At 66.1% G+C, this 19,005-nt stretch carries 17 protein-coding genes; 13 read left to right on the forward strand and 4 right to left on the reverse strand.

Translation table 11 applies throughout. From position 1 onward, the window contains the following. Positions 1 to 51: 51 nt before the first annotated feature. Positions 52 to 1,380: an ABC1 kinase family protein gene (locus ABC977_RS16180; RefSeq protein ID WP_369668314.1), complete on the reverse strand. Its 1,329-nt coding sequence runs from the start codon at positions 1,378 to 1,380 to the stop codon at positions 52 to 54. Between the two features lie 410 nt (positions 1,381 to 1,790). Here ABC977_RS16180 and ABC977_RS16185 point away from each other — a divergent pair, with 410 nt between their 5' ends. Both ABC977_RS16185 and orn read left to right on the forward strand, forming a co-directional pair. Then, on the forward strand, positions 1,791 to 3,644 hold the full coding sequence (locus ABC977_RS16185) for a pyruvate kinase (RefSeq protein ID WP_369668315.1): 1,854 nt from the start codon (positions 1,791 to 1,793) through the stop codon (positions 3,642 to 3,644). Between the two features lie 131 nt (positions 3,645 to 3,775). Beyond that, positions 3,776 to 4,321: an oligoribonuclease gene (gene orn / locus ABC977_RS16190; RefSeq protein ID WP_369668316.1), complete on the forward strand. Its 546-nt coding sequence runs from the start codon at positions 3,776 to 3,778 to the stop codon at positions 4,319 to 4,321. Here orn and queG read toward each other — a convergent pair. Continuing rightward, positions 4,312 to 5,373, reverse strand: coding sequence for a tRNA epoxyqueuosine(34) reductase QueG (gene queG, locus ABC977_RS16195; RefSeq protein ID WP_369668317.1), 1,062 nt, complete (start codon positions 5,371 to 5,373; stop codon positions 4,312 to 4,314). The genes orn and queG overlap by 10 nt on opposite strands. Positions 5,374 to 5,582: 209 nt before the next feature. Beyond that, positions 5,583 to 6,062 carry a YbhB/YbcL family Raf kinase inhibitor-like protein gene (locus ABC977_RS16200; RefSeq protein ID WP_369668318.1) on the reverse strand — a complete coding sequence of 160 codons (480 nt, stop codon included), beginning with the start codon at positions 6,060 to 6,062 and terminating at the stop codon, positions 5,583 to 5,585. A gap of 168 nt (positions 6,063 to 6,230) precedes the next feature. Between ABC977_RS16200 and ABC977_RS16205 the strand changes: the two genes are divergently transcribed. From ABC977_RS16205 to ABC977_RS16240, 8 genes are all read left to right on the forward strand, one after another. Then, the gene (locus ABC977_RS16205) at positions 6,231 to 7,550 is read left to right on the forward strand and encodes a D-amino acid dehydrogenase (protein ID WP_369668319.1); all 1,320 of its coding nucleotides are present in this window, start codon (positions 6,231 to 6,233) and stop codon (positions 7,548 to 7,550) included. A 233-nt stretch (positions 7,551 to 7,783) separates the two neighbouring features. Then, entirely contained in the window at positions 7,784 to 9,073 is a 1,290-nt protein-coding gene (locus tag ABC977_RS16210; RefSeq protein WP_369668320.1) for a citrate synthase, read from the forward strand. 181 nt (positions 9,074 to 9,254) lie between these two features. Then, positions 9,255 to 10,154, forward strand: a complete 900-nt coding sequence (locus tag ABC977_RS16215) for a cyclic-di-GMP receptor FimW-related protein (RefSeq protein ID WP_369668321.1) — start codon at positions 9,255 to 9,257, stop codon at positions 10,152 to 10,154. A 220-nt stretch (positions 10,155 to 10,374) separates the two neighbouring features. Further along, on the forward strand, positions 10,375 to 11,073 hold the full coding sequence (locus ABC977_RS16220; protein ID WP_369668322.1) for a hypothetical protein: 699 nt from the start codon (positions 10,375 to 10,377) through the stop codon (positions 11,071 to 11,073). Further along, a complete protein-coding gene (locus ABC977_RS16225) occupies positions 11,066 to 11,452 on the forward strand; it encodes a magnetosome protein MamC family protein (protein ID WP_369668323.1) in 387 nt (128 codons plus the stop codon). Before ABC977_RS16220 ends, ABC977_RS16225 begins: the two co-directional genes overlap by 8 nt. Next, positions 11,445 to 11,642, forward strand: coding sequence for a carbon monoxide dehydrogenase (locus ABC977_RS16230; RefSeq protein WP_369668324.1), 198 nt, complete (start codon positions 11,445 to 11,447; stop codon positions 11,640 to 11,642). The genes ABC977_RS16225 and ABC977_RS16230 overlap by 8 nt, the downstream gene beginning before the upstream one ends. A 92-nt stretch (positions 11,643 to 11,734) precedes the next feature. After that, positions 11,735 to 12,181 carry a hypothetical protein gene (locus ABC977_RS16235; RefSeq protein WP_369668325.1) on the forward strand — a complete coding sequence of 149 codons (447 nt, stop codon included), beginning with the start codon at positions 11,735 to 11,737 and terminating at the stop codon, positions 12,179 to 12,181. Positions 12,182 to 12,260: 79 nt separating this feature from the next. After that, complete coding sequence (locus tag ABC977_RS16240; RefSeq protein ID WP_369668326.1) at positions 12,261 to 14,399, forward strand: heavy metal translocating P-type ATPase; 2,139 nt, start codon at positions 12,261 to 12,263, stop codon at positions 14,397 to 14,399. Between the two features lie 45 nt (positions 14,400 to 14,444). Here the strand turns inward: ABC977_RS16240 and ABC977_RS16245 are convergent, their stop codons facing one another. Further along, the gene (locus tag ABC977_RS16245) at positions 14,445 to 15,470 is read right to left on the reverse strand and encodes a hypothetical protein (RefSeq protein WP_369668327.1); all 1,026 of its coding nucleotides are present in this window, start codon (positions 15,468 to 15,470) and stop codon (positions 14,445 to 14,447) included. A gap of 247 nt (positions 15,471 to 15,717) precedes the next feature. Between ABC977_RS16245 and ABC977_RS16250 the strand changes: the two genes are divergently transcribed. The 3 genes from ABC977_RS16250 to csm6 form a co-directional block, all read left to right on the forward strand. Then, on the forward strand, positions 15,718 to 16,890 hold the full coding sequence (locus ABC977_RS16250) for a trypsin-like serine peptidase (protein ID WP_369668328.1): 1,173 nt from the start codon (positions 15,718 to 15,720) through the stop codon (positions 16,888 to 16,890). Positions 16,891 to 16,956: 66 nt separating this feature from the next. Further along, entirely contained in the window at positions 16,957 to 17,778 is an 822-nt protein-coding gene (locus ABC977_RS16255) for an HAD-IIA family hydrolase (protein ID WP_369668329.1), read from the forward strand. Positions 17,779 to 17,875: 97 nt separating this feature from the next. After that, a partial coding sequence (csm6, locus tag ABC977_RS16260; RefSeq protein WP_369668330.1) for a CRISPR-associated ring nuclease Csm6 occupies positions 17,876 to 19,005 on the forward strand: 1,130 nt, incomplete at its 3' end.

The raw sequence follows: 19,005 nt of genomic DNA on the forward strand, positions 1-19,005 counted from the left end.
GAGTACGGCGCTGAGCCGTCGCCTATGACGGACGGGGCCGGTTCCCGTCGGTCAGTCTAGGAACTCGCTCATCAGGCCGCGCAGGTCGACGCGGGCGCGCAGGCGCCGGCACAGCATCAGGATGCCGACGAACTTACGATGCAGAAATAGCGTCGCTGGATCCGGGAGCCGCCGGAAGGCGTTCTCGTAGTAGAGATCACGGCCGCGAAGCAGAACGCGCTCGAACAGCGTCGAGGCGCCGAAGTCATAGGGGCCGTCGTGGCGTAGTATCTCGCCCGACAACCGGATCAATTCGAGCAGCGGTGCCACCTGCTCGGGTGAATCCTCGTGCCCGATATAGGCGAGTGCCACGGCCCCGTCGCGCAGGCCTTCGATATCGTCGGCGAGGCCGGCTCGCCCGATGCGCCGGTAGTGATCGACCAGCTCGGGTGAAATCCGCTGGACAGCGCCAAAATCGAGCAGGGCGATCCGCCCGGAGGCCGGATCGTACAGGAAGTTGCCGAAGTCCGGATCCGTCTGCATCAGGCCGAATTCGAAGAGTTCGCGCAACGCCAAGCGGCTCAGCAGCGTGGCGACGCGGTCCCGGTCGGCGCGCGTGTAATGCGGATCGGCCAGACGATCGACCGGAACGCCGTCGGCGAAGCTCATCGCCAGCACGCGCGAGGTCGAGAGCTCGGTATGAACCCGCGGCACCGCAAAATCCGGGTCGTCACCGATCAGCCGCCCGAAGGCCTCGAGCGAAGCGGCCTCGGCGGAATAGTCGGCCTCCTGGTGCAGTTGCCGGCGGGCCTCGTCGAGCAAGGGGCCGATATCCATACCGCGCGGAACGAAGCCGAGGGTCCGACTGATGGCCGCGAGGTTGTCGAGATCGCTGTCGATGCTGTCGCGCACCCCGGGGAACTGAATCTTCAGCGCGACCCCTTGCCCATCGTGAGTCTCCGCGCGATGGACCTGCCCGATCGAGGCCGCGGCGATCGGCGTGAACTCGAAGCGTTTGAAACGGTGGTTCCAGTCGCGACCCAGTTCGGCGTCGAGCACCCTGACGAGTTGGCTCATCGGCATGGGCTCGGCACGGTCCCGAAGCGTCGCCATGATCTCGGCGGCTTCCGGCGTGAACACATCGGAGCCATCCATCGACATCAGTTGTCCGACCTTCATCGCGGCGCCGCGCATCCGCGCCAGACGGTCCGTGAAGCGACGGGTCGCTCGAGGGTTCAAGCGGATGCGGCTGGGCTCGTCGCCTCGGGCGCGGGCGAGTTCGATCAGACCACGCATCCCGACGCCGCTGGCCAGGTCGCTGGTCGCAAGCCCCAAGTGCCAGAGCCGGTGCAACCGCGTGCTCGGAACGGCTCGCCCAGTGCTCGTCGATATGTGATTCATGTCGAGGGCTCCTCGCGCCCTGTTCGATACCGGATCGGTCATTCGCGCAAACTGGATGCCGAAGCCTTCGGCTACAACCCTGACGAGGCTAGGTGAAGCCGCGTGTGGCGCGAAGGCTCGAGCGATCCGGCTGCGACAGGACCGGGCGCGAGGAACGTGACAGCGCGGCCCACGCGGTTCAGGGCGTAGCGGGAGCGACCCTTGTCGCGGGACGGTAACAATCCTGCCTTATGCTGTCGATCTTGCGCGATCGAACGTGCGCGTCGGCGCGAGATGTCTCGCCGTCGAATCGGCCAGGGGGCAGCGAAGAGGTGTCGGGACAGGACCATGCGAACACGGCTACAGCCATCGATGACGGGTTCGCCAGCAGCAGCGGCTTCAAGGCCTCGCCGTCGAAGCACGACGTTTTCATGAGTAATACCGCGGCACCACGTCAACTCGACCGACTGTTGGCGCAACTCACGCGACTGCGTGACGAGGCCTTGCGCATCGAACAGGCTTACGCTGGCGAGCTGGCGGTGATCGAGCCGAGCCACCGTCGCAGCGCCAACAACTTCCTCCACTATCTTGGCGTCCGTCAACAGGATATCCGCGGCTTGCAACAGGATCTCGCGTCCTTGGGACTGTCGTCTCTGGGGGTCCTCGAGCCTCATGTGATGGCGAGTCTCAACGCCGTCATCGGCCAGTTGGAGCGGCTGAGCGGCGTTTCGGCCGATGGGGTCGAGGAGGTACCGGAGGCGGCCGTCGATTTCCGGAACGGTCCTTTATTGCTGCGCGATCACACGCGCGCGCTGCTGGGGCCCGAGCCGGGGCCGCGGTTCGTGAGGATCATGGTGACCATGCCCAGCGAGGCGGCGGCCGATGGCCGACTGCTCCAGGACCTGTTACGGGCCGGCATGGATGTGATGCGGATCAACTGTGCCCACGACGGGCCACGGGAGTGGGCGGCGATGGTCGCAAACCTGCGCGAAGCCGAGCGGGTCGTGGGTCGCAGTTGCCGGGTTCAGGCCGATCTGGCTGGCCCTAAGCTGCGCACCGGCCGCATCGCATCGAGCGGTCGTGTCGTGCGGATCGCCCCGCGGCGCGACCATTTCGGCCGGGTGTCGGCCCCGGCCCGGGTCGCGCTTCTGCCGGCGACGGCCGACGTGCCGCCGCCGGGCGTCGAGAGGATATTGCGGCTCGAGGGGGATGTCGTCGGTCGCTGTGCCGAAGGCGATCGGCTGCACTTCACCGATACCCGGGGGCAGACGCACAAGATGAGCGTCGTCGCGGCCGCGGAAGGCTGGCTCATCGCCGAACTCGATCGGACCGCCTATGTCGAGGAGGAGACCCCGGTGACGGCCACGCGGAACGGGCTTCCGATCGCCGAGGGGCGGGTCGTCGATGTGCCCGAGATCCACGCGCCGATCCCGTTGGTGCCGGGCGACCAGCTGATCCTGACCCGCGAAGACGAGCCCGGTCGGCCGGCCTGTGTCGACTTCGAAAGCCATACGATCGCACCGGCCCGGATCCATTGCACCTTGGCCGACGTCTTCGAGCAGGCCAAGGCCGGGCAGCGGGTTTGGTTCGACGATGGCAAGATCGCCGGGATCGTCAAAGGCGGCGGTCCGGACGAGATTCTGGTCGAGATCACGCACACCCCGCCGGAGGGTGCGAAGCTGCGGGCGGAGAAGGGCATCAATTTTCCAGATACGCCGCTCACGACCCCAGCGCTGACCGCCAAAGACCTCGAGGATCTCCAACAGGTCGTCCAATGGGCCGACATGGTGGCCCTGTCGTTCCTGCGCGGACCCGATGACGTCGCGCGATTGCACGATGCGCTCTCTCGGCTGGGTGCGAATCATCTCGGTGTGGTCCTCAAGATCGAGAACCGCCAGGCCTTCGAGAACTTGCCGCGGATCCTGTTGACGAGCCTCCAGTCCCCGCCGGTCGGCGTCATGATCGCGCGCGGCGATCTGGCCGTCGAGGTCGGTTTCGAGCGTTTGTCGGAGGTGCAGCAGGAGATCCTGTGGCTGTGCGAGGCGGCCCATATCCCGGTGATTTGGGCGACGCAGATCCTCGAGGGACTGGCCAAGAAGGGCGCCCCGTCGCGGGCCGAGGTCTCGGATGCGGCCTTGAGCATCCAGGCCGAGTGCGCGATGTTGAACAAGGGACCGAACATCGTCGAGACGGTTCGATTCCTGAGCGGCATCATCGACCGGATGGACCAGCACTACATCAAACGGCGCGCGACGCTGCGGCGTCTCGCCGTCGCCCATCTGTAGCCGAGCCCGCGACTAGGCCTGCGCAGGGCAGGGCAGGGGGGCCAAGGGAGCCCTGGGGAGGCCAGGTGCCGCCCGACTCGTGTTCCAGGCTACAATCGAGGCTTCCCTGGCGGCCACGCGAGATCACGGACGTGCAACCGAATGAAGACCACCTGATCTGGATCGATTTGGAGATGACGGGCCTGGACCCGGATCGCGACTGCATCCTCGAGATCGCGACCTTGATCACCGACAGCGAACTCAACGCGATCGCCGAGGGGCCGGCGATCGCGATTCACCGGCCCGAACACGTCCTCGCCGGCCTCGACGAATGGAACCGGCACCACCATGGCGCGTCCGGTCTGCTCGATCGGGTTCGTGAAAGCCGTTGGGACGTCGCGGAGGCCGAGCAAGCGACGCTCGCCTTCATTGCGGCCCATGTCCCGGCGGGCCAATCGCCGATGTGCGGCAACAGCATCTGCCAGGATCGCCGGTTCCTCGCTCGCGCGATGCCGCGCCTGGAAGCCTTCTTTCACTATCGCAATCTCGATGTCAGCACGCTGAAGATCTTGGCCCAGCGGTGGGCTCCGGAGGTCGCCGAAGCCTTCAAGAAGGAATCGCGGCATCTGGCGCTCGATGACATCAAGGAATCGATCGCCGAGCTTCGTCATTATCGAGCCCACCTGCTTCAGTATTGATCAGACCGGCCCAGCGCCCACTGTACATGCTCTCGAATCAGTGGGTCGGGGTCCGCGGCGCGAGCGCTCAGGGCCGCGCGTACGGCCGTCGTCGCGTGGCTGTTGCCGAGCGCTACGGCCAGGTTGCGCAGCCAGCGTCGATAGCCGATACGGCGGATCGCGGTGCCTTCGGTGGTGCTGAGAAAGGTCGCTTCGTCCCAGGCGAAGAGCGCGATCAGGGTCGCGCTGTCGAGACCCGCGCGCGGCTGAAAGCCCGGCTCCTTGGTCAGGCGGGCGAACCGATTCCACGGGCAGGCCAGTTGGCAATCATCGCAGCCATAGATCCGATTGCCGATCAGCAGGCGCAGGGTCTCCGGGATCGGGCCATTCAGTTCGATCGTCAGGTAGCTGATACACAAGCGGGCATCGAGCTGGTAGGGCGCTACGATCGCACCGGTGGGGCAGATGTCGATACAGGCCCGGCAGCGGCCGCAGTGATCCACGGCCGGCTCATCGACCGGGAGCGGCAGGTCCGTGTAGATCTCGCCGAGGAAGAACCAGGAACCGGCTCGGGGATTGATCAGATTCGTGTGTTTGCCGATCCAGCCCAGGCCGGCCTTGGCCGCGAGCGGTTTCTCCATCACAGGGGCCGAATCGACGAACACGCGGTAGCCGAATGGACCGATCCGGTCCTGGATCCGATCCGCGAGTCGCTGAAGCCGGCGGCGCAGCAGCTTATGGTAGTCACGGCCGAGCGCATAGCGGGAGACGAAGGCCCGCGCCGGATCCCGAATGGCGTGCTGCATGTCCTCTTGCCGCTCGGGAAGGTACTCCATCCGCGCGGAGATCACCCGGCGGGTGCCGGGGACGAGCTCCGCGGGTCGGCTGCGGCGGGTACCATGGCGGGCCATGTACCCCATCTCCCCCTGATAACCCGACGCCAGCCAGTGCGTAAGCCGCTTCTCGGCTTCAGCCAGGTCCAGGTCGGCGATGCCGATCTGTTGGAAGCCCAGCTCCCGGCCCCAGTGCTTGATCAGATCGGCGAGTTCGGCCGGCATGATCGGCTCGGACATGGTTTCCCTCGCACCACAGGCGGTGGCAGGCCAGCCGAACGGCCGCCTCTCGCTGGCGGAGGTCTGGCCGCGATCATAAGACCGGCCACCCGAACCCTCGCGGACTCGTGACGCCCGCTCGGCGGTGTCACGCGCGCCTCGCGGCGTTCTGCGCTCAGTGCCCCTCCAACCGAGGTCACGAACGAGGCCGGCGTCCTTTCGCGCGGCGCTCAGCCGCGTCGGTAAGTCCCCACCAGGCGGTTCATTCCGATCACCACCGGTTCGACCTTCTCCAGCAACTGCCACAGGGTCAGATCCGGCGGCAACTGCAGATCCTCGTTCAGGGCCAGGATCCAGAAATAGTATCGATGCACGCCGTGCCCCTCCGGCGGCATTGGACCGCCGTAACCGCTCCGACCGAAGTCCGTCAGCCCCGCAGTGTATTCGTTGACCGCTTCCGGCAGTTCGCTGACGGAGTTCGGGATGTTGTACAGCACCCAGTGCACGAAGCCGTAGGTGCCGCCCGCGGAGAGCAAGGGCGCATCCGGGTCGTGACAGATGACCGCGAAGGCCTGGGTCCCATCCGGCGCCTGGGACCAGGCCAGGCCCGGAGAGACATCCTCGCCTTCTCCCGTGTAGCGGGTCGGGATCGCCCCTCCATCGGCGAAGGCGGTACTGATCAAACGCATGTCAGACAGGGCAAAAGCCATTGGTTTCATCCTCTTGCGAATGGCGTGGAGCCGATCGGGGCCGGCCTAGAAACGAACCTCACCCGAGAGTCTAGCAAGGCCCAACCGCCCTCGGCCACGCGCCCAGATTCGAGACCTCGCCTCTCGCCTCGTCGAACCGCGGGGCCGGTCAACAAAGACCGTGCCCCCATGGTCGCGGCTGCTTTGGTAAAGCGCCTTCGCGCCCGCATTGTTGAAGCAGGGTCGCGGGTCGTAGCGGAGGAGACGATGCGGGTCTTGGTGTTGGGGGCAGGGGTGATCGGCGTGACCAGTGCCTACGCGCTGCATCGCGCGGGGCACGAGGTCACCCTGATCGAGCGCAACGATACACCTGGCCAGGAAACGAGCTGGGGTAATGGCGGTGTCATCCACACCAGCGAGGCAGGGCCGTGGTCGGAGCCGGCTGTCTGGCTCAAGCTGCTGCGCTCGCTCGGCCGCCAGGACACCCCGATGGTGTTGCGCTTGAAGGCGCTGCCTGGGCTGTGGCGTTGGGGCGCCGCGTTCCTGCGGGAAGCCACGCCGGCCCGCTTCGAGCGCAACCTGCATGCCAACCTCGCGCTCGCCGTGGAGAGCGTGGCCGCGCTCGATCGCATCCGCAAGGAGACCGGCATCAGTTACGACCACTTGACCCGCGGCACACTGAAGCTTTGCCACTCGCAAGCGGCGATCGATCGGTTGGTCGCTAAGCTCACCCCGTTGACCGCGCATGGGCTGCGCTTTCGCGTGCTCGATCGGTTGGCGGCCGAAACGGTAGAGCCGGCGTTGGTCACCGCGCGCGACACGGTGGTCGGCGCCATCCATTTCCAGGCCGATCAGTCGGGCTGCTGCGAAACCTTCACCAGGCGGCTGGCGGATTGGCTGAAGGCGCAAGGTGCCGGGCTGCGCACCGGGACAACCGTGGAGCGGCTCCTGATCGAGGGTGGGCGTGTCGTGGGCGCCGTGACCAACCATGGCACGATCCTGGCCGATGCCCTGGTCGTCGCCCTCGGTCCCTGGAGCCGGACGCTTTTGCGGGGCGTCGGGGTCGAGGTACCGATTTATCCGGTGAAGGGGGTGTCGATCACGATGGATCGACACGCGTGGCCCGCGGCACCGACCATGACCATCCTCAACGATGGCTGGTTCTTCGTCCTGACGCCGCTCGGTGACCGCATCCGGGTCGCGGGGTCGGCCGAGTTCACCGGCTGGGACACGAGCCCGTCGCCGGCGCGGATCGGCGCGATCCTCGAGCAGGCGATCGATGTTTTTCCGGGGCTGCGGGCATGCGCCGAGGCGCCCGGGCGACGCGATTGGGTGGGCCTCCGGCCCATCGTGCCGTCGGGCGTGCCGATCGTTGGCGCCAACCCCAAGCCGGGCCTGTGGCTCAATGTCGGCCATGGTCACCTGGGGTGGACCATGGCCGCGGGCAGCGCCGAGCGGCTCGTGTCTGCCATCGGTGGCCGCGACGCGAACCGCCTCGGCGGGGTATGAGAGCAGCACGGTGCGGTGAGCTGGCGAGCGGCACCGGGCGCGAGTCTCCGATGTCGGGATGTGCTGCGCTTTCCCGACCTGCGGGGTTTGCCAGATCCGGCACGGTGGGCGTCCACGACAATCGCCGTGGCAGCCAGCGCCGTGTCGGTAAACAGAAGGACCCACAGGTCGGCTTTTCACGGTAAGCTTTCGCCCTGATTCTGTCGTTTGCCGAAACCGAGCGAGGGTCCGGTATGTCCGAGAAGGCTACGTTGAGCGTGGGCGATGCGCAGTACGAGTTTCCGATCGTCGAGGGAAGCGAAGGCGAGCGGGCGATCGATATCCGTGCTTTGCGGTCCCAAACCGGCCTGATCACGCTCGATCCAGGCTATGGGAACACCGGGAGCTGCGAGAGTGCGATCACCTTCATCGACGGGGAACAAGGGATCCTGCGGTATCGCGGCATTCCCATCGAGCAGTTCGCCGAACAACCGAACTTCGTCGAGGCGGCCTGGTTGTTGATCTTCGGTCGTCTCCCGACGCACGACGAGTACCGTGGTTTCGCCGCGGATCTGACTCGGCATGCCGATCTGCACGAGGGCATGAAGCACCATTTCGAGGGGTTCCCGCGCTCGGCACCGCCGATGGCGATCCTGTCGGCGATGATCAACGCCCTGTCGTGTTTTCATCCGGAACTCTTCGAGCTCGAGGATCCCGAGCGGTTCCGGATGGCCGCGGCCCGGCTGATCAGCAAGATTCGCACGATCGCCGCCTATGCGTATCGACACTCGCGCGGTCTGCCCTACATCTACCCGGATCCGCAGTTGCGCTATGTGCCGAATCTGCTGCACATGATGTTCTCCCACCCATATCGGCAGTGGGACTGCGACGAGGCGGTCTGCGAGGCGCTGAATCTGGTGCTGATCCTGCACGCCGATCATGAGCAGAACTGCTCGACCTCGACGGTGCGCATGGTGGGATCGAGCCGGGCCAACCTGTTTGCCTCTTGTGCTGCCGGGGTCTGCGCGCTGTGGGGACCCTTGCATGGCGGTGCCAATGTCGAGGTGATGCAGATGCTCGAGCAGATCCACACCGGCAATCTGACCGCCGAAGAGTACGTGCGGCTCGCGAAGGATCGCGACAGTCAGGTGCGCCTGATGGGCTTTGGCCACCGTGTCTACAAGAACTTCGATCCACGTGCCCAGATGCTGGGGCGGGTCGTCGAAGGATTGCTGACGCGGCTCGGACGCGAGGATCCGTTGCTCGACATCGCCCGGCGGCTCGAGGAGATCGCGCTGGAGGATCCCTACTTCATCGACCGCAAACTCTATCCGAACGTCGACTTTTACAGCGGGATCATCCTGCGTGCGATCGGCATACCGACGAACATGTTCACGGTGTTCTTCGCGATCGGGCGTCTGCCCGGCTGGATCGCACACTGGTGGGAGCAGAACCAACAGCTAGACAACCGGATCGCTCGTCCCCGGCAGGTCTATGTCGGAGAGCGGGAGCACGCCTACCTGACGATGGGCCAGCGTTTCTGACGGCGGCGAGCTCCGTCATCGCGCTCGTCGACTGCTTACCGGGCGAGGTCGGTTTTCCGTTGACGACGGCGGAAGATTCGGACTCTGATGGTCCGTACCTGGTGCGTGAGCTCGGTCGTGGCGATGGGGCCGCTTTGGCCAGATCGTCTCGAGTCGCGCATCCCGTCACGGATCCGGAGATATGAAGCCAACACCGCGTCTCGACTATATCGTCGATTTGGCCCGCTGCCCCGAACTGCCCGAGGACAGCCCCGCGATGGCGGAGGCCTACCGCGAGACGAGCCGCCGCATCGATCGATTATCGGGGTGGCGGACGAAAGACCTGTTGCTCGGGTTGCTGATCGAGCTGGAGCGCCTCGATCGGTCGGCGTTGGCGCCCGATCAGCGCTTCGAAATCCTGCAACGCCTGACGCCGTTGGTGCGCCGCGTCATTGCGCGAACGCCGAGACCTCAGAAGGCACGGGTCGGTGACCCCCCCGGCGCCTCGACGCTGACCTTGGAGCAACGTCTCTTTCAGGTGTTGGTGCTGAATCATCAGCGGCTCTTGAGGGATCTCGACCGGCCGCGATTCCTGGCGTCCGATGCAGGCTCGCGGTGGCGTGACTGGACCCAGCGTCGTCTGATTCGCTATCTTGGGCGGCAGATCCTCTATGCGGCCATGACCGCGCGTGCGGTCCCGCGGCACACCTGGCGAGACCTGCATGATCTGTTCGTCTATCTCGTGCGGCGCGCTAACCTGAGCATTCGGCGGTCGAGGGACGATCCGCAGGCGCCACGCGATGCCTATTTCGAGGTGGCCTACAAGCGCAGTCTCCTCGCTGGGCTGCTCGATAGGCTGGGATCGCGGCCGGCTCTCGATCGGAGCTCGCTGCCGGATTTGGGCCGCTGGGCGCTGGAGTCCCTTCTGATGGATCCCGCTGGCCTGGTCGGACGCGATCGCCTGATCCTGGTCGATGTCACGCGTGATCAGCCGCCGTGCCTGATCGCCGGTTCTTTGGACGCCCCCTTTCCCGGTTGGGTTCTGGTCCCGCCCGAGCCCTTCCTCCGGCGCCTCGATCCGGTGCGACGCTTCGCGTCTTGACAGACCCGACCGATCGGCTTCGGTGCGGAGATCCTCATCCCCCCGAGTAGTGGCAAGTCAGGGCGGCCTTTGGCGGTTCGAGGCCGATAACGAGCACTGATTTGACACGAATGAAACTGATTCGCGATGATATGCCCAAGACGAGGTGGCGGGGCCGATTCCTGGGCCCGCTGCCGTGCGGCGGTCGGAGAAATACCTTACGCGGGAGGGAGTGCTGGAAATGAATGAGTCGTCTTATCGAGGTCAAGGACAGGGACCGGAGGGGGTTGCTGGGACGGGGCCGGGCGGCGACGGGATGGGCGCCGCTGCTGGTCCGCAAGCCGCTGGCGCGGGGCCGGACGCCGGTTCCTATTACCAGACTCCCCGGTCGCAGGGCGCCGCTCAAACCGCCGGGGCCGGGCGGGCTCCCGGCGACGCCGCGATGGGCGGGTTTCCGAACCATGGCTACGGCGGTCAGCCCCCGGCTGGGATGATGCCGCCGGGGGTCGGTCCGGCCCCGTGGCCGGCACCGCCCCAGGGTGGCTATCCATATCACCCGCCTTATCCGTATCCCTACCACTATCCGTACGGCCCCTATCCACCAGGCCCGGCACAAGGCTACTACTACGGCGGTGGCACGGGCCCTGGACCGCAGGCCGGTCAAACGGCTGGCATGGGTGGCTTGGTCGATGAGCTGGCCAATGGTGGTAGTGGCCTCTCGAGCCTCTCGAAGATGCTGAATCTCGACGATGGGGAGTTCTGGAAAGGCGCGCTGGTGGGTGCGGCGGCGGTCTTGCTGTTGACGAACGAGTCGGTGCAGTCGGCCCTGTTCAAGGCCGGAGCCCAGGCCACCGGGGCGGTCAAGACCGGGGTCGATAAGGCGAAGGAGACGGCGGTCGGGTTGAAGGAACGATTCGCGGAGGCCCGATCCGATGACTGATTATTATCGTTATCCCTCCTCTTATCCCTATCCTCATGGCGCGGTTCCCTACGATATCGAGCCCGCGGGTGACAATCGTTGCAGTAACCTCGTGCGGCTGGCCGCGCTCGGCGCCGTCGTCGGCGGAGCGGTAGCCGCGGCCTCGAACGTCGGACGGTTGCAACGCGCCGAGATCGATATCAATCGGGTACTGGTCGACACCGCGAAGACCGCGGCGGCGAGTGCAGTGGCCACGGCCGTCGCCGGTGCGGCGGCCAATGCGGTTGCCGAGCAGGGGCTGACACGGCTCGGTGTGATGTTTGCCGCGGGGGCGGCAGTCCTCTACGGGTTCGAGCGTTGGCAATCGCCGTATGATAGCGATGAGGTCGATTATGTCTGACTACGGTCAACGTCACCGTCATGGGGTCACCAAACACTTGGTCGAAGGTGTCGGCGGCTTTCTGGTCGGCAGCGCGCTGGTGCTGTTGGCCAAGCGATTGCTGGGGTCGCGGCCGGCTGGACGCGCGTCTGGCGAGCATCGCAAGGATCCCGAGGCTCCACCGGTCGTTCCGGCCGGCCACGAACGCTGAACGATCCTCGACATCCCCGTTGGCCATGAGGTCGCCCGATCCGCTTCGTTCGGGCGCGCCTACCGGCTGAGAATCCTCTGTGGAGTTTACCGATGAGCATGCATTATCCGCCTCACGTCCCCCCTTATCCGGTTGATCGACAGGCCCAGGGGCAAGGCCCGATGGGGTCGTATCATCAGTCCCAGTTCCAGCATCCAGGGATGGCGCCCGGTGCGATGGGCCAGCCTGGTTTCGGACCACAAGCCTACCAAGCACCGGGTTACCAGGCCGGTTACTTCCCTAACTCGGCCTATGCCCCGCGTACCAGCGCGCCTTTTTTCAATCTGTCCAACGATCGTTTCGTCAAGGGCGTACTGATCGGTGCCGCTGCCACCTATCTGCTGACCAACGAGAACGTCCAGCGCTCGATGATCAAAGGTGCCGTGCGGATCTGGTCGATGCTGCAAGGCGGCGTCGAAGAGATCAAGGAGCGCTTTCAGGACGCCGAGGCGGAGCTGCACCACGAGGCCGAGCGTCGCGGTTCCGGTTCCGATATCTGACGACCGGTCGCGCCACAGGGCGGGCGGCGATCGTCGTGATCAGCGGTCGGTCGCGGCTGCGTTGCAAGGAGTCTAGGGCGTGCCCATCGACGAGTATCGAGTCGTCCACGAGTTGCGTGGGCGCTTGCGTGTGCGCGTGCCGGCCCTCGGCCGGCGCGGCTTTCCGGTGGATGCGCTGGAGTACTGGATCGAATCGCGCTCGGGCGTGATCGAGGCCCAGGCCAATCCTGGCGCCCAAAGTCTGGTGATTCGTTTCGACCCCGCTCATGCCGATCGGGTAGCCCTGTTGCGGCGGCTCGCGTCGTTCGAGCCGTCAGCCGAGTCCAGACGGGTCGCGCGCAAGTCCGGTGCCGCCGAGATCGCACCGCTCGTACGCACGGGCATGACGCTGCTGTTGCTGCCGTTCCTGCCGCCGGCGGCCAAGCATGTGCTGACCTTCGTCAATGTCGGCGGCACCCTGATCAAGGGCTTCGAGACCCTGGTCCAGCAGGGTGTCAAGGTCGAGGTGCTCGATGCGCTGGCCGTCGGGCTCGCCGCGAGCCAGGGCAAGCATTACACGGCCAATATCACGGATTTCCTGTTGTCCGCCGGGGAGTACCTGGAGCAGCGCACGGAGCGTCAATCGGATCGTCTGCTGCGGCGCCTGCTGAGGCCCGAACCGGTGTCGGCCTGGGTCGAGCGCGCTGGCGAGTTGATCCAGATACCCGGAGACGCGGTCGAGACCGGCGATATCGTTGTCGTCGGGGTCGGCGAGACGATCCCGGTCGACGGCCGGGTGATCGACGGGGCGGCTCTCGTCAACCAGGCGGCCGTGACCGGTGAGGACGTGCCGGTGGCCAAGGAGGCCCCGCGGCGCGTGATCTCCGGTTCGGTATTGGTCGAAGGGCGGCTGCGCATCGAGGCGGTCCAGGTCGGCGAGAACACGACGACGGCCCGTGTCGCCCGTTTCATCCAGGAATCCTTGGACAAGGGCTCGGCGACCGAACGCACGGCCGATGCACTGGCCGACCGCCGCGTGTATTTGACGCTCGGCACCGGTGCCCTGATCTATGGACTGACCCGCGATTCGACCCGCCTGCAATCGGTTTTCTTGGTCGATTATTCGTGCGCGCTCAAGCTCGGTACCCCGGTGGCCTTCAAGAGTGGTCTGCACCAGGCGGCTCGCCACGGGGTGCTGATCAAGGGCGGCGAGGCCATGGAACAACTGGCCGCTGCCGATACCATGGTCTTCGACAAGACCGGCACCCTGACGCACAGCGAGCTCGCGGTGACCGATGTCGTCGTGCTCACGGATCAGGTCTGCTCCGAGGAGGATCTGCTGGCCCTGGTCGCGTCGGTCGAGGAACACGCCAGCCATCCGGTTGCGCGCGCCGTTGTCGAAGCGGCCAAGGATCGCGACTTGCAGCACATCTCGCACGGGGAGGTCGATTACCTGGTCGCTCACGGCCTGTCGGCGCAGATCCGCATCGGGCGGATCACGGTCGGCAGCCGCCATTACCTCGAGGAACATGCCGGGATCGCCTTCGCCCCTTACGAAGACCGAATTAGGCGCCTACAGGACGAAGGCAAGACGCTGCTCTTCGTCGGCCACGAAAAAGGGCCGGTCGGGCTCATTGCCCTGCGCGATACGTTGCGTCACGAGGCCTGGGCCACGCTGCAGCGCTTGCGCCATCTCGGGATCGAGCATCTGGTCATGATCACCGGCGACCGTCGTGCGAAGGCCGAGGCCTTGGGCGCCGAACTGGGCTTCGACGCGGTCCATGCCGAGGTGCATCCGGAGGAGAAGGCCGCTCTGATCGCCGCTTTGCAGCAGACGGGCCGCAAGGTCGCGTTCGTTGGCGATGGGATCAACGATGGGCCGGCCTTGGTCGCCGCCGATGTCGGGATCGCGATGCCGCGCGGCGCCGACATTGCCCGCGCGACAGCCGACGTCGTTCTGCTCGACGACCGCCTCGGGGCCATCGCCGATGCGCGCGAGATCGCCGCCGGTACTCTTGGCCGGATCCGCAACAACTTCCATGCGGCGGTCGGCATCAACACCGGTATCCTCGCTGGCGCCGCGTTCGGCTATCTGTCCCCGGTCGCCAGCGCGCTGCTCCACAACGGGACGACCCTTGGGATTCTGCTCAATGCGTTGAGCGCTGCCTCGCCAACAGGGTGGTCCCCGATGCCGATGCGTCGGTTGGCGCGCCCGCAAGAGACGCCCGCCGATCCGTGACCGGCGTGCTCGCCATTCGCCCGTCCTGTCCCGGGCGGCCTCGGATCAGTTCGCCAGTACTCGGGTCAAGGTTGCATGGAAGCGATCCGCCACGGCCGCGAAGCCGTCCGAGGTGCCGTGGATCTCATCGGCCCAATCGGTCGGATTCGGCAACGTGCCCCGGCAATCGACGACATGCACATGTGGGTCGCTCGCAGCGACCCGGTCGAGCATCGCGTACAGGCGGTCGATCAGATGGCTCAGGATCTCGCGGCGCAGTGGCCCCTCGATGCCGGCCGGCGCAAAGGCGCTACCGAGCCACTGGTCCTTTTTCGCCCAGCGCGGATTGCGTCGGTCCTTATCGCCCCACGGCCAGGGGAAGGGCACGTCATAACCATGGATCAGGATCGGCAGTGTCGCGAAACGCGGGTGGGCACGGATGTCGCCGATGACCTTGCCGTACGCCTGCTCGAGAAAGGCGAGTCGGGCCGCGACCTCGTGATCGTGCACATAGGCGGCGGGGTCGGTCGTACCTGTTCCGGGGTTGGTCAGGATCTTGCGTAGTACCGGTGTGCCGTCGCCGGCCTCGGCATCTTCGCCGATGATGTCGTTGCCGGCCGCCGAGAACAGGAAGGCCCGAACGCGGTCCCTTTGGCGGTTCAACTCGATCAGATACTCGGCCTCGCCGAAGCGCGGCTGGCCGTAGACCATGTTGCGCGCCGTGTCCCCAGCGGCCGACGCGCACCAGACCAGGTAGGGGTCGCTCAGGTGTCCGATGACCTCGCGGAGGAAGATCGGAAACTGAAACCAGCTGTCGCCCTCGGCGACCAGGACCTGGCGCGTATCCCCCGAACGCAGAGCGCGTCGGAATGCCTGATTCCGCCGCCAGCGCGCGAGCCCGTTGCCGATCTTCATCCCGCTCTCGGCCTCGATCTGATCGCGGGTCATCGCCACCCGGTCGGGATCCGGCAGCAGTGTCGGATCGAAGGCGCCGATCCCGGGTGCGAAGGTCGAAAAGGCGGCGATCACCTCGTCGGGGGTATCGGGATCCATCAGCAGTTCGAGATACTGGGCATAGCTGATCTTGGCCATCTCGTCGTCCTCCTCGGTCCCGGTTGCCGGAGCCTTGTCGTGGTACTTCGATCGGTGACACGAGGAATACTAGACCAAAAAACTGGGCCGTGTTAGCGTGGAATTTTCCGCTGCCGACGCTCCGGAGGTGGCGGCTTGGCATCGGTGTTTGCGTCGCCGACGCCTTTCCCGCTTTCTCGAAGATTCCCAGGTGGCGCCGGTGGGCACGGCTCGGCGTCGTCGACGAAACCCGATGCGGAGGCATGAGATGGCGCCTAGTCCCCGCCCAGCGACCTTGACCGACGCGAATGTCCCGCCCGAGGTGCTAGCGCGGCTCTCCCGCGTTCGCACCAAGCTCCTCAAGGCGCGTGGCGCGATCAGTCGCGGGCGGGTGGCGCCGACCGAGACCGAGGATCGGCTGGAGCTTTTTGCCGCGCGGGAAAGGCTGATGCGCTACCGCGACCAGATCGCGGTCTCGGCCGGGGCCACGAGGGATCTTGCGGCACTGCAAGAACGAATCATCGGTCGCGACGATATCTTGCGGATCGGGTTCCTCGCACGCGGCATGCTGGCCGCGCGCTCGGTCGCGCGACTCGTCGTGCTCGGTGGAGCCGAGCACGGCAGCGGTTTTCTCGTGGCGCCCGACACCCTGATCACGAACCATCATGTGTTGCCCGACCCGGCCCGCGCCGAGGCGACCGAGGTCGAGTTCGAGCTTTACGACGAGGGCGGTGTGTTGGTCGAGACCCGGCGCTGCGAATTGGATCCGAGGCGCTTCTGGTTCACGGCGCCCGAACTCGATGTCAGCCTCGTCGCATTGAATGGAACGGCGGAAGGCGGCACCGACGTCGAGGATCTCGGTTGGCACCCGCTGATCAGCCAGCAGGGCAAGATCCGGATTGGCGATGCGGTCAACATCATCCAGCACCCCGGCGGTCGGTCCAAGTCGATTGTCGTGCACAACTCGAACCTGCTGCATCTGGAAAACGGCAGCGACTTGTCGCCATTCTTCTGGTACTCGAGCGACACGGAACAAGGCAGCTCCGGCGCCCCTGTGTTCAACAACCGCTGGGAGGTCATCGGCGTCCATCACCGCTCCGTGCCCCGGACGAACGCCGCCGACGAGTTGATCGACGAACAGGGTCTCGTGATTCCCCGCGAGGAGTTTCTGCGCGACCCCAGCCGGGCGGTGTGGATCGCCAATCAAGGCGTCCGGACCAGTCGCATCGTCGCCGCGTTGCAACAGGCGCAGTTCCCGGTCGACAGCCAGACCCTGTTTCGCGATCTGTTGCTCGAGCGTTGGGATGCCTCGCGGTTGCGCAATCAGGGGCTGGCGGCGGCGTTGCGGGCCGTGCAGCCTGATCCGGGGACCGAATCCCAGAGGGGCACACGGACGCTCGGCGGGCGTGGTGGTGTGACGATCCGGATCACGCTGGACTAGGGCGATGTGGCTTCGACTTTGTCCTCGGGTCTTGCGCCCGTGCGACGCACCCGTCAACGAAACCCCATGACGAATGCCCGGCCGACACCTCGCGCGATCCTGATCGACATGGACGGGGTCCTGTATCACGGTGACCAACCGCTGCCGGACGCGGGCGCTTTCCTCGAGTGGGTGGCCAACCGGCCCCATGTCTTCGTCACCAACAACCCGATCCGCCGCCCGCCAGACATCGCCGATCGCTTGGCGCGCATGGGCCTGCGGCGGCCGGATCCCTCCAGGATACTGACCTCGGCGCAAGCGACGGCACGCTGGTTGGCACGCTCGCGGCCCGGCTTCCGGTTCTTCGCGGTCGGTGCCCCGGGATTGCATGCCGAACTCCGTGAAACCGGCCACGAAGATCCCGCTGCGGCCGATTTCGTCGTCGTCGGCGAAGGCCCGGGCCTCGACTATGAGCAACTGACGATCGGGATCAACCTGATCCTGGAGCGCGGGGCGCGCCTCGTGGCCACGAACCCCGATGTCACGGTCGATGCGGTGCGCGATGGTCGCCGCCTGGCTCTCCCCGGGGGCGGAGCATTGGTTGCGCCCTTCGCGGCGGCGACCGGCGTGACCCCGACCATCATCGGAAAGCCGGAACCGCTGCTCTACGAGATGGCCATCGAGCGTCTCGGCTATCCCGTGAGGGCCTGCTTGATGATCGGCGATCGCCCGGACACCGACATCGCCGGCGCCGAACGGATCGGGATGTGGACCGCGTTGGTGCGCACCGGACGGTTTCCGCCCGGTGCCGCCTGGCCTGGCGGCCTGCCGACCCCGGATTGGGATGTCCCGAACCTGACGGCGCTGATGGCGGTTCTTGAGTCGGTCTTCCCAGACCCCACCGGGTGATCGGTGATCGTGCGCCCGCGACGGGATCCCGTCCGCCTCGGCAGCTATACTGCCTTCGTGGCGAGGGCGATTCTCCCTTGACAAGGACCTATCAGTCATGGTCATTCCGTCTCCATCGCCCCCCGAGACCTATCCTCGCCGCATCCTGCTCGCGGTCGCGGGCCTGACCCCGCAGATCTTGACCGAGACCCTCTTTGCGCTGGCGATCGAGCGCGATCCGCCCTTTATCCCGACCGAGATCCATCTGATCACGACCAGCGAGGGTGCCGAGCGGGCGCGCCTGAGCCTGCTGTCCGACGACCCCGGCTGGCTCGCCCGGCTGCGCCGCGACTACGACCTGCCGGAGATCGCCTTCGGACTAGAGCAGATCGAGGTGCTGTGCGATGCCGCCGGCGCTCCATTGCCCGACATCCGCACGCCCGAGGACAACCTGCGGATGGCCGATCTGATCACCGCGCGGGTGCGCGAGCTGACCGGCGATCCCGACAGCGCACTGCATGTCTCGATCGCCGGCGGGCGCAAGACCATGGGCTATTACATCGGCTATGCCCTGTCTTTGTTCGGCCGGCCGCAGGATCGCCTGTCCCATGTACTCGCCGCCGAGCCCTTCGAATCGAGCTGGGACTTCTTCTATCCAACCCCGTACAGTCGCGTGGTCGTGACCCGTGACAACCGGCTCGTCGACACCCGCGACGGCCGCGTGACCCTCGCCGAGATCCCGTTCGTGCGGCTGCGCGATGGGCTACCTGGCCGTCTGCAACAGGGCACGGGCGGATTCGCCGAGATCATTGCCGCGGCCCAGCGTGCCCAGCAGCCGCCGAAGCTGGTCATCGATCTGGCGGGTCGTCGCCTTTCCGTGGCCGGCGAAACCCTCGCCCTGGAACCCCGCATGCTTGCCTTTTACAGCCTGATGGCACGGCGGCGGCTCGAGGACCAGCCCCCGGCGCGCTGGACAACCGAGGGGCTGGCTGAGCAGTACCTCACTGAATATGGCCGCATCGTCGGCGCGCACTCCGGGGACATGGAGCGGGCCGAGGCAGCGCTCGCTGGAGGCATGCCCAAAGAGGTCTTCGAGCAATACAAGTCTCGGACCAATGCAACCCTCGGGCTCGCGTTGGGTCCGACCCTCGCCAAGCCCTACCAGATCCAGCCAACGGGCAAGCGCCCCGTAACCTGTTTTGCGTTGCAGTTGGATTCAGGGGCGATCCGGTATGAAAAGGTGGAAGG

It is taken from the genome of Thioalkalicoccus limnaeus, assembly GCF_041197575.1.
Lineage (GTDB): Bacteria > Pseudomonadota > Gammaproteobacteria > Chromatiales > Chromatiaceae > Thioalkalicoccus > Thioalkalicoccus limnaeus.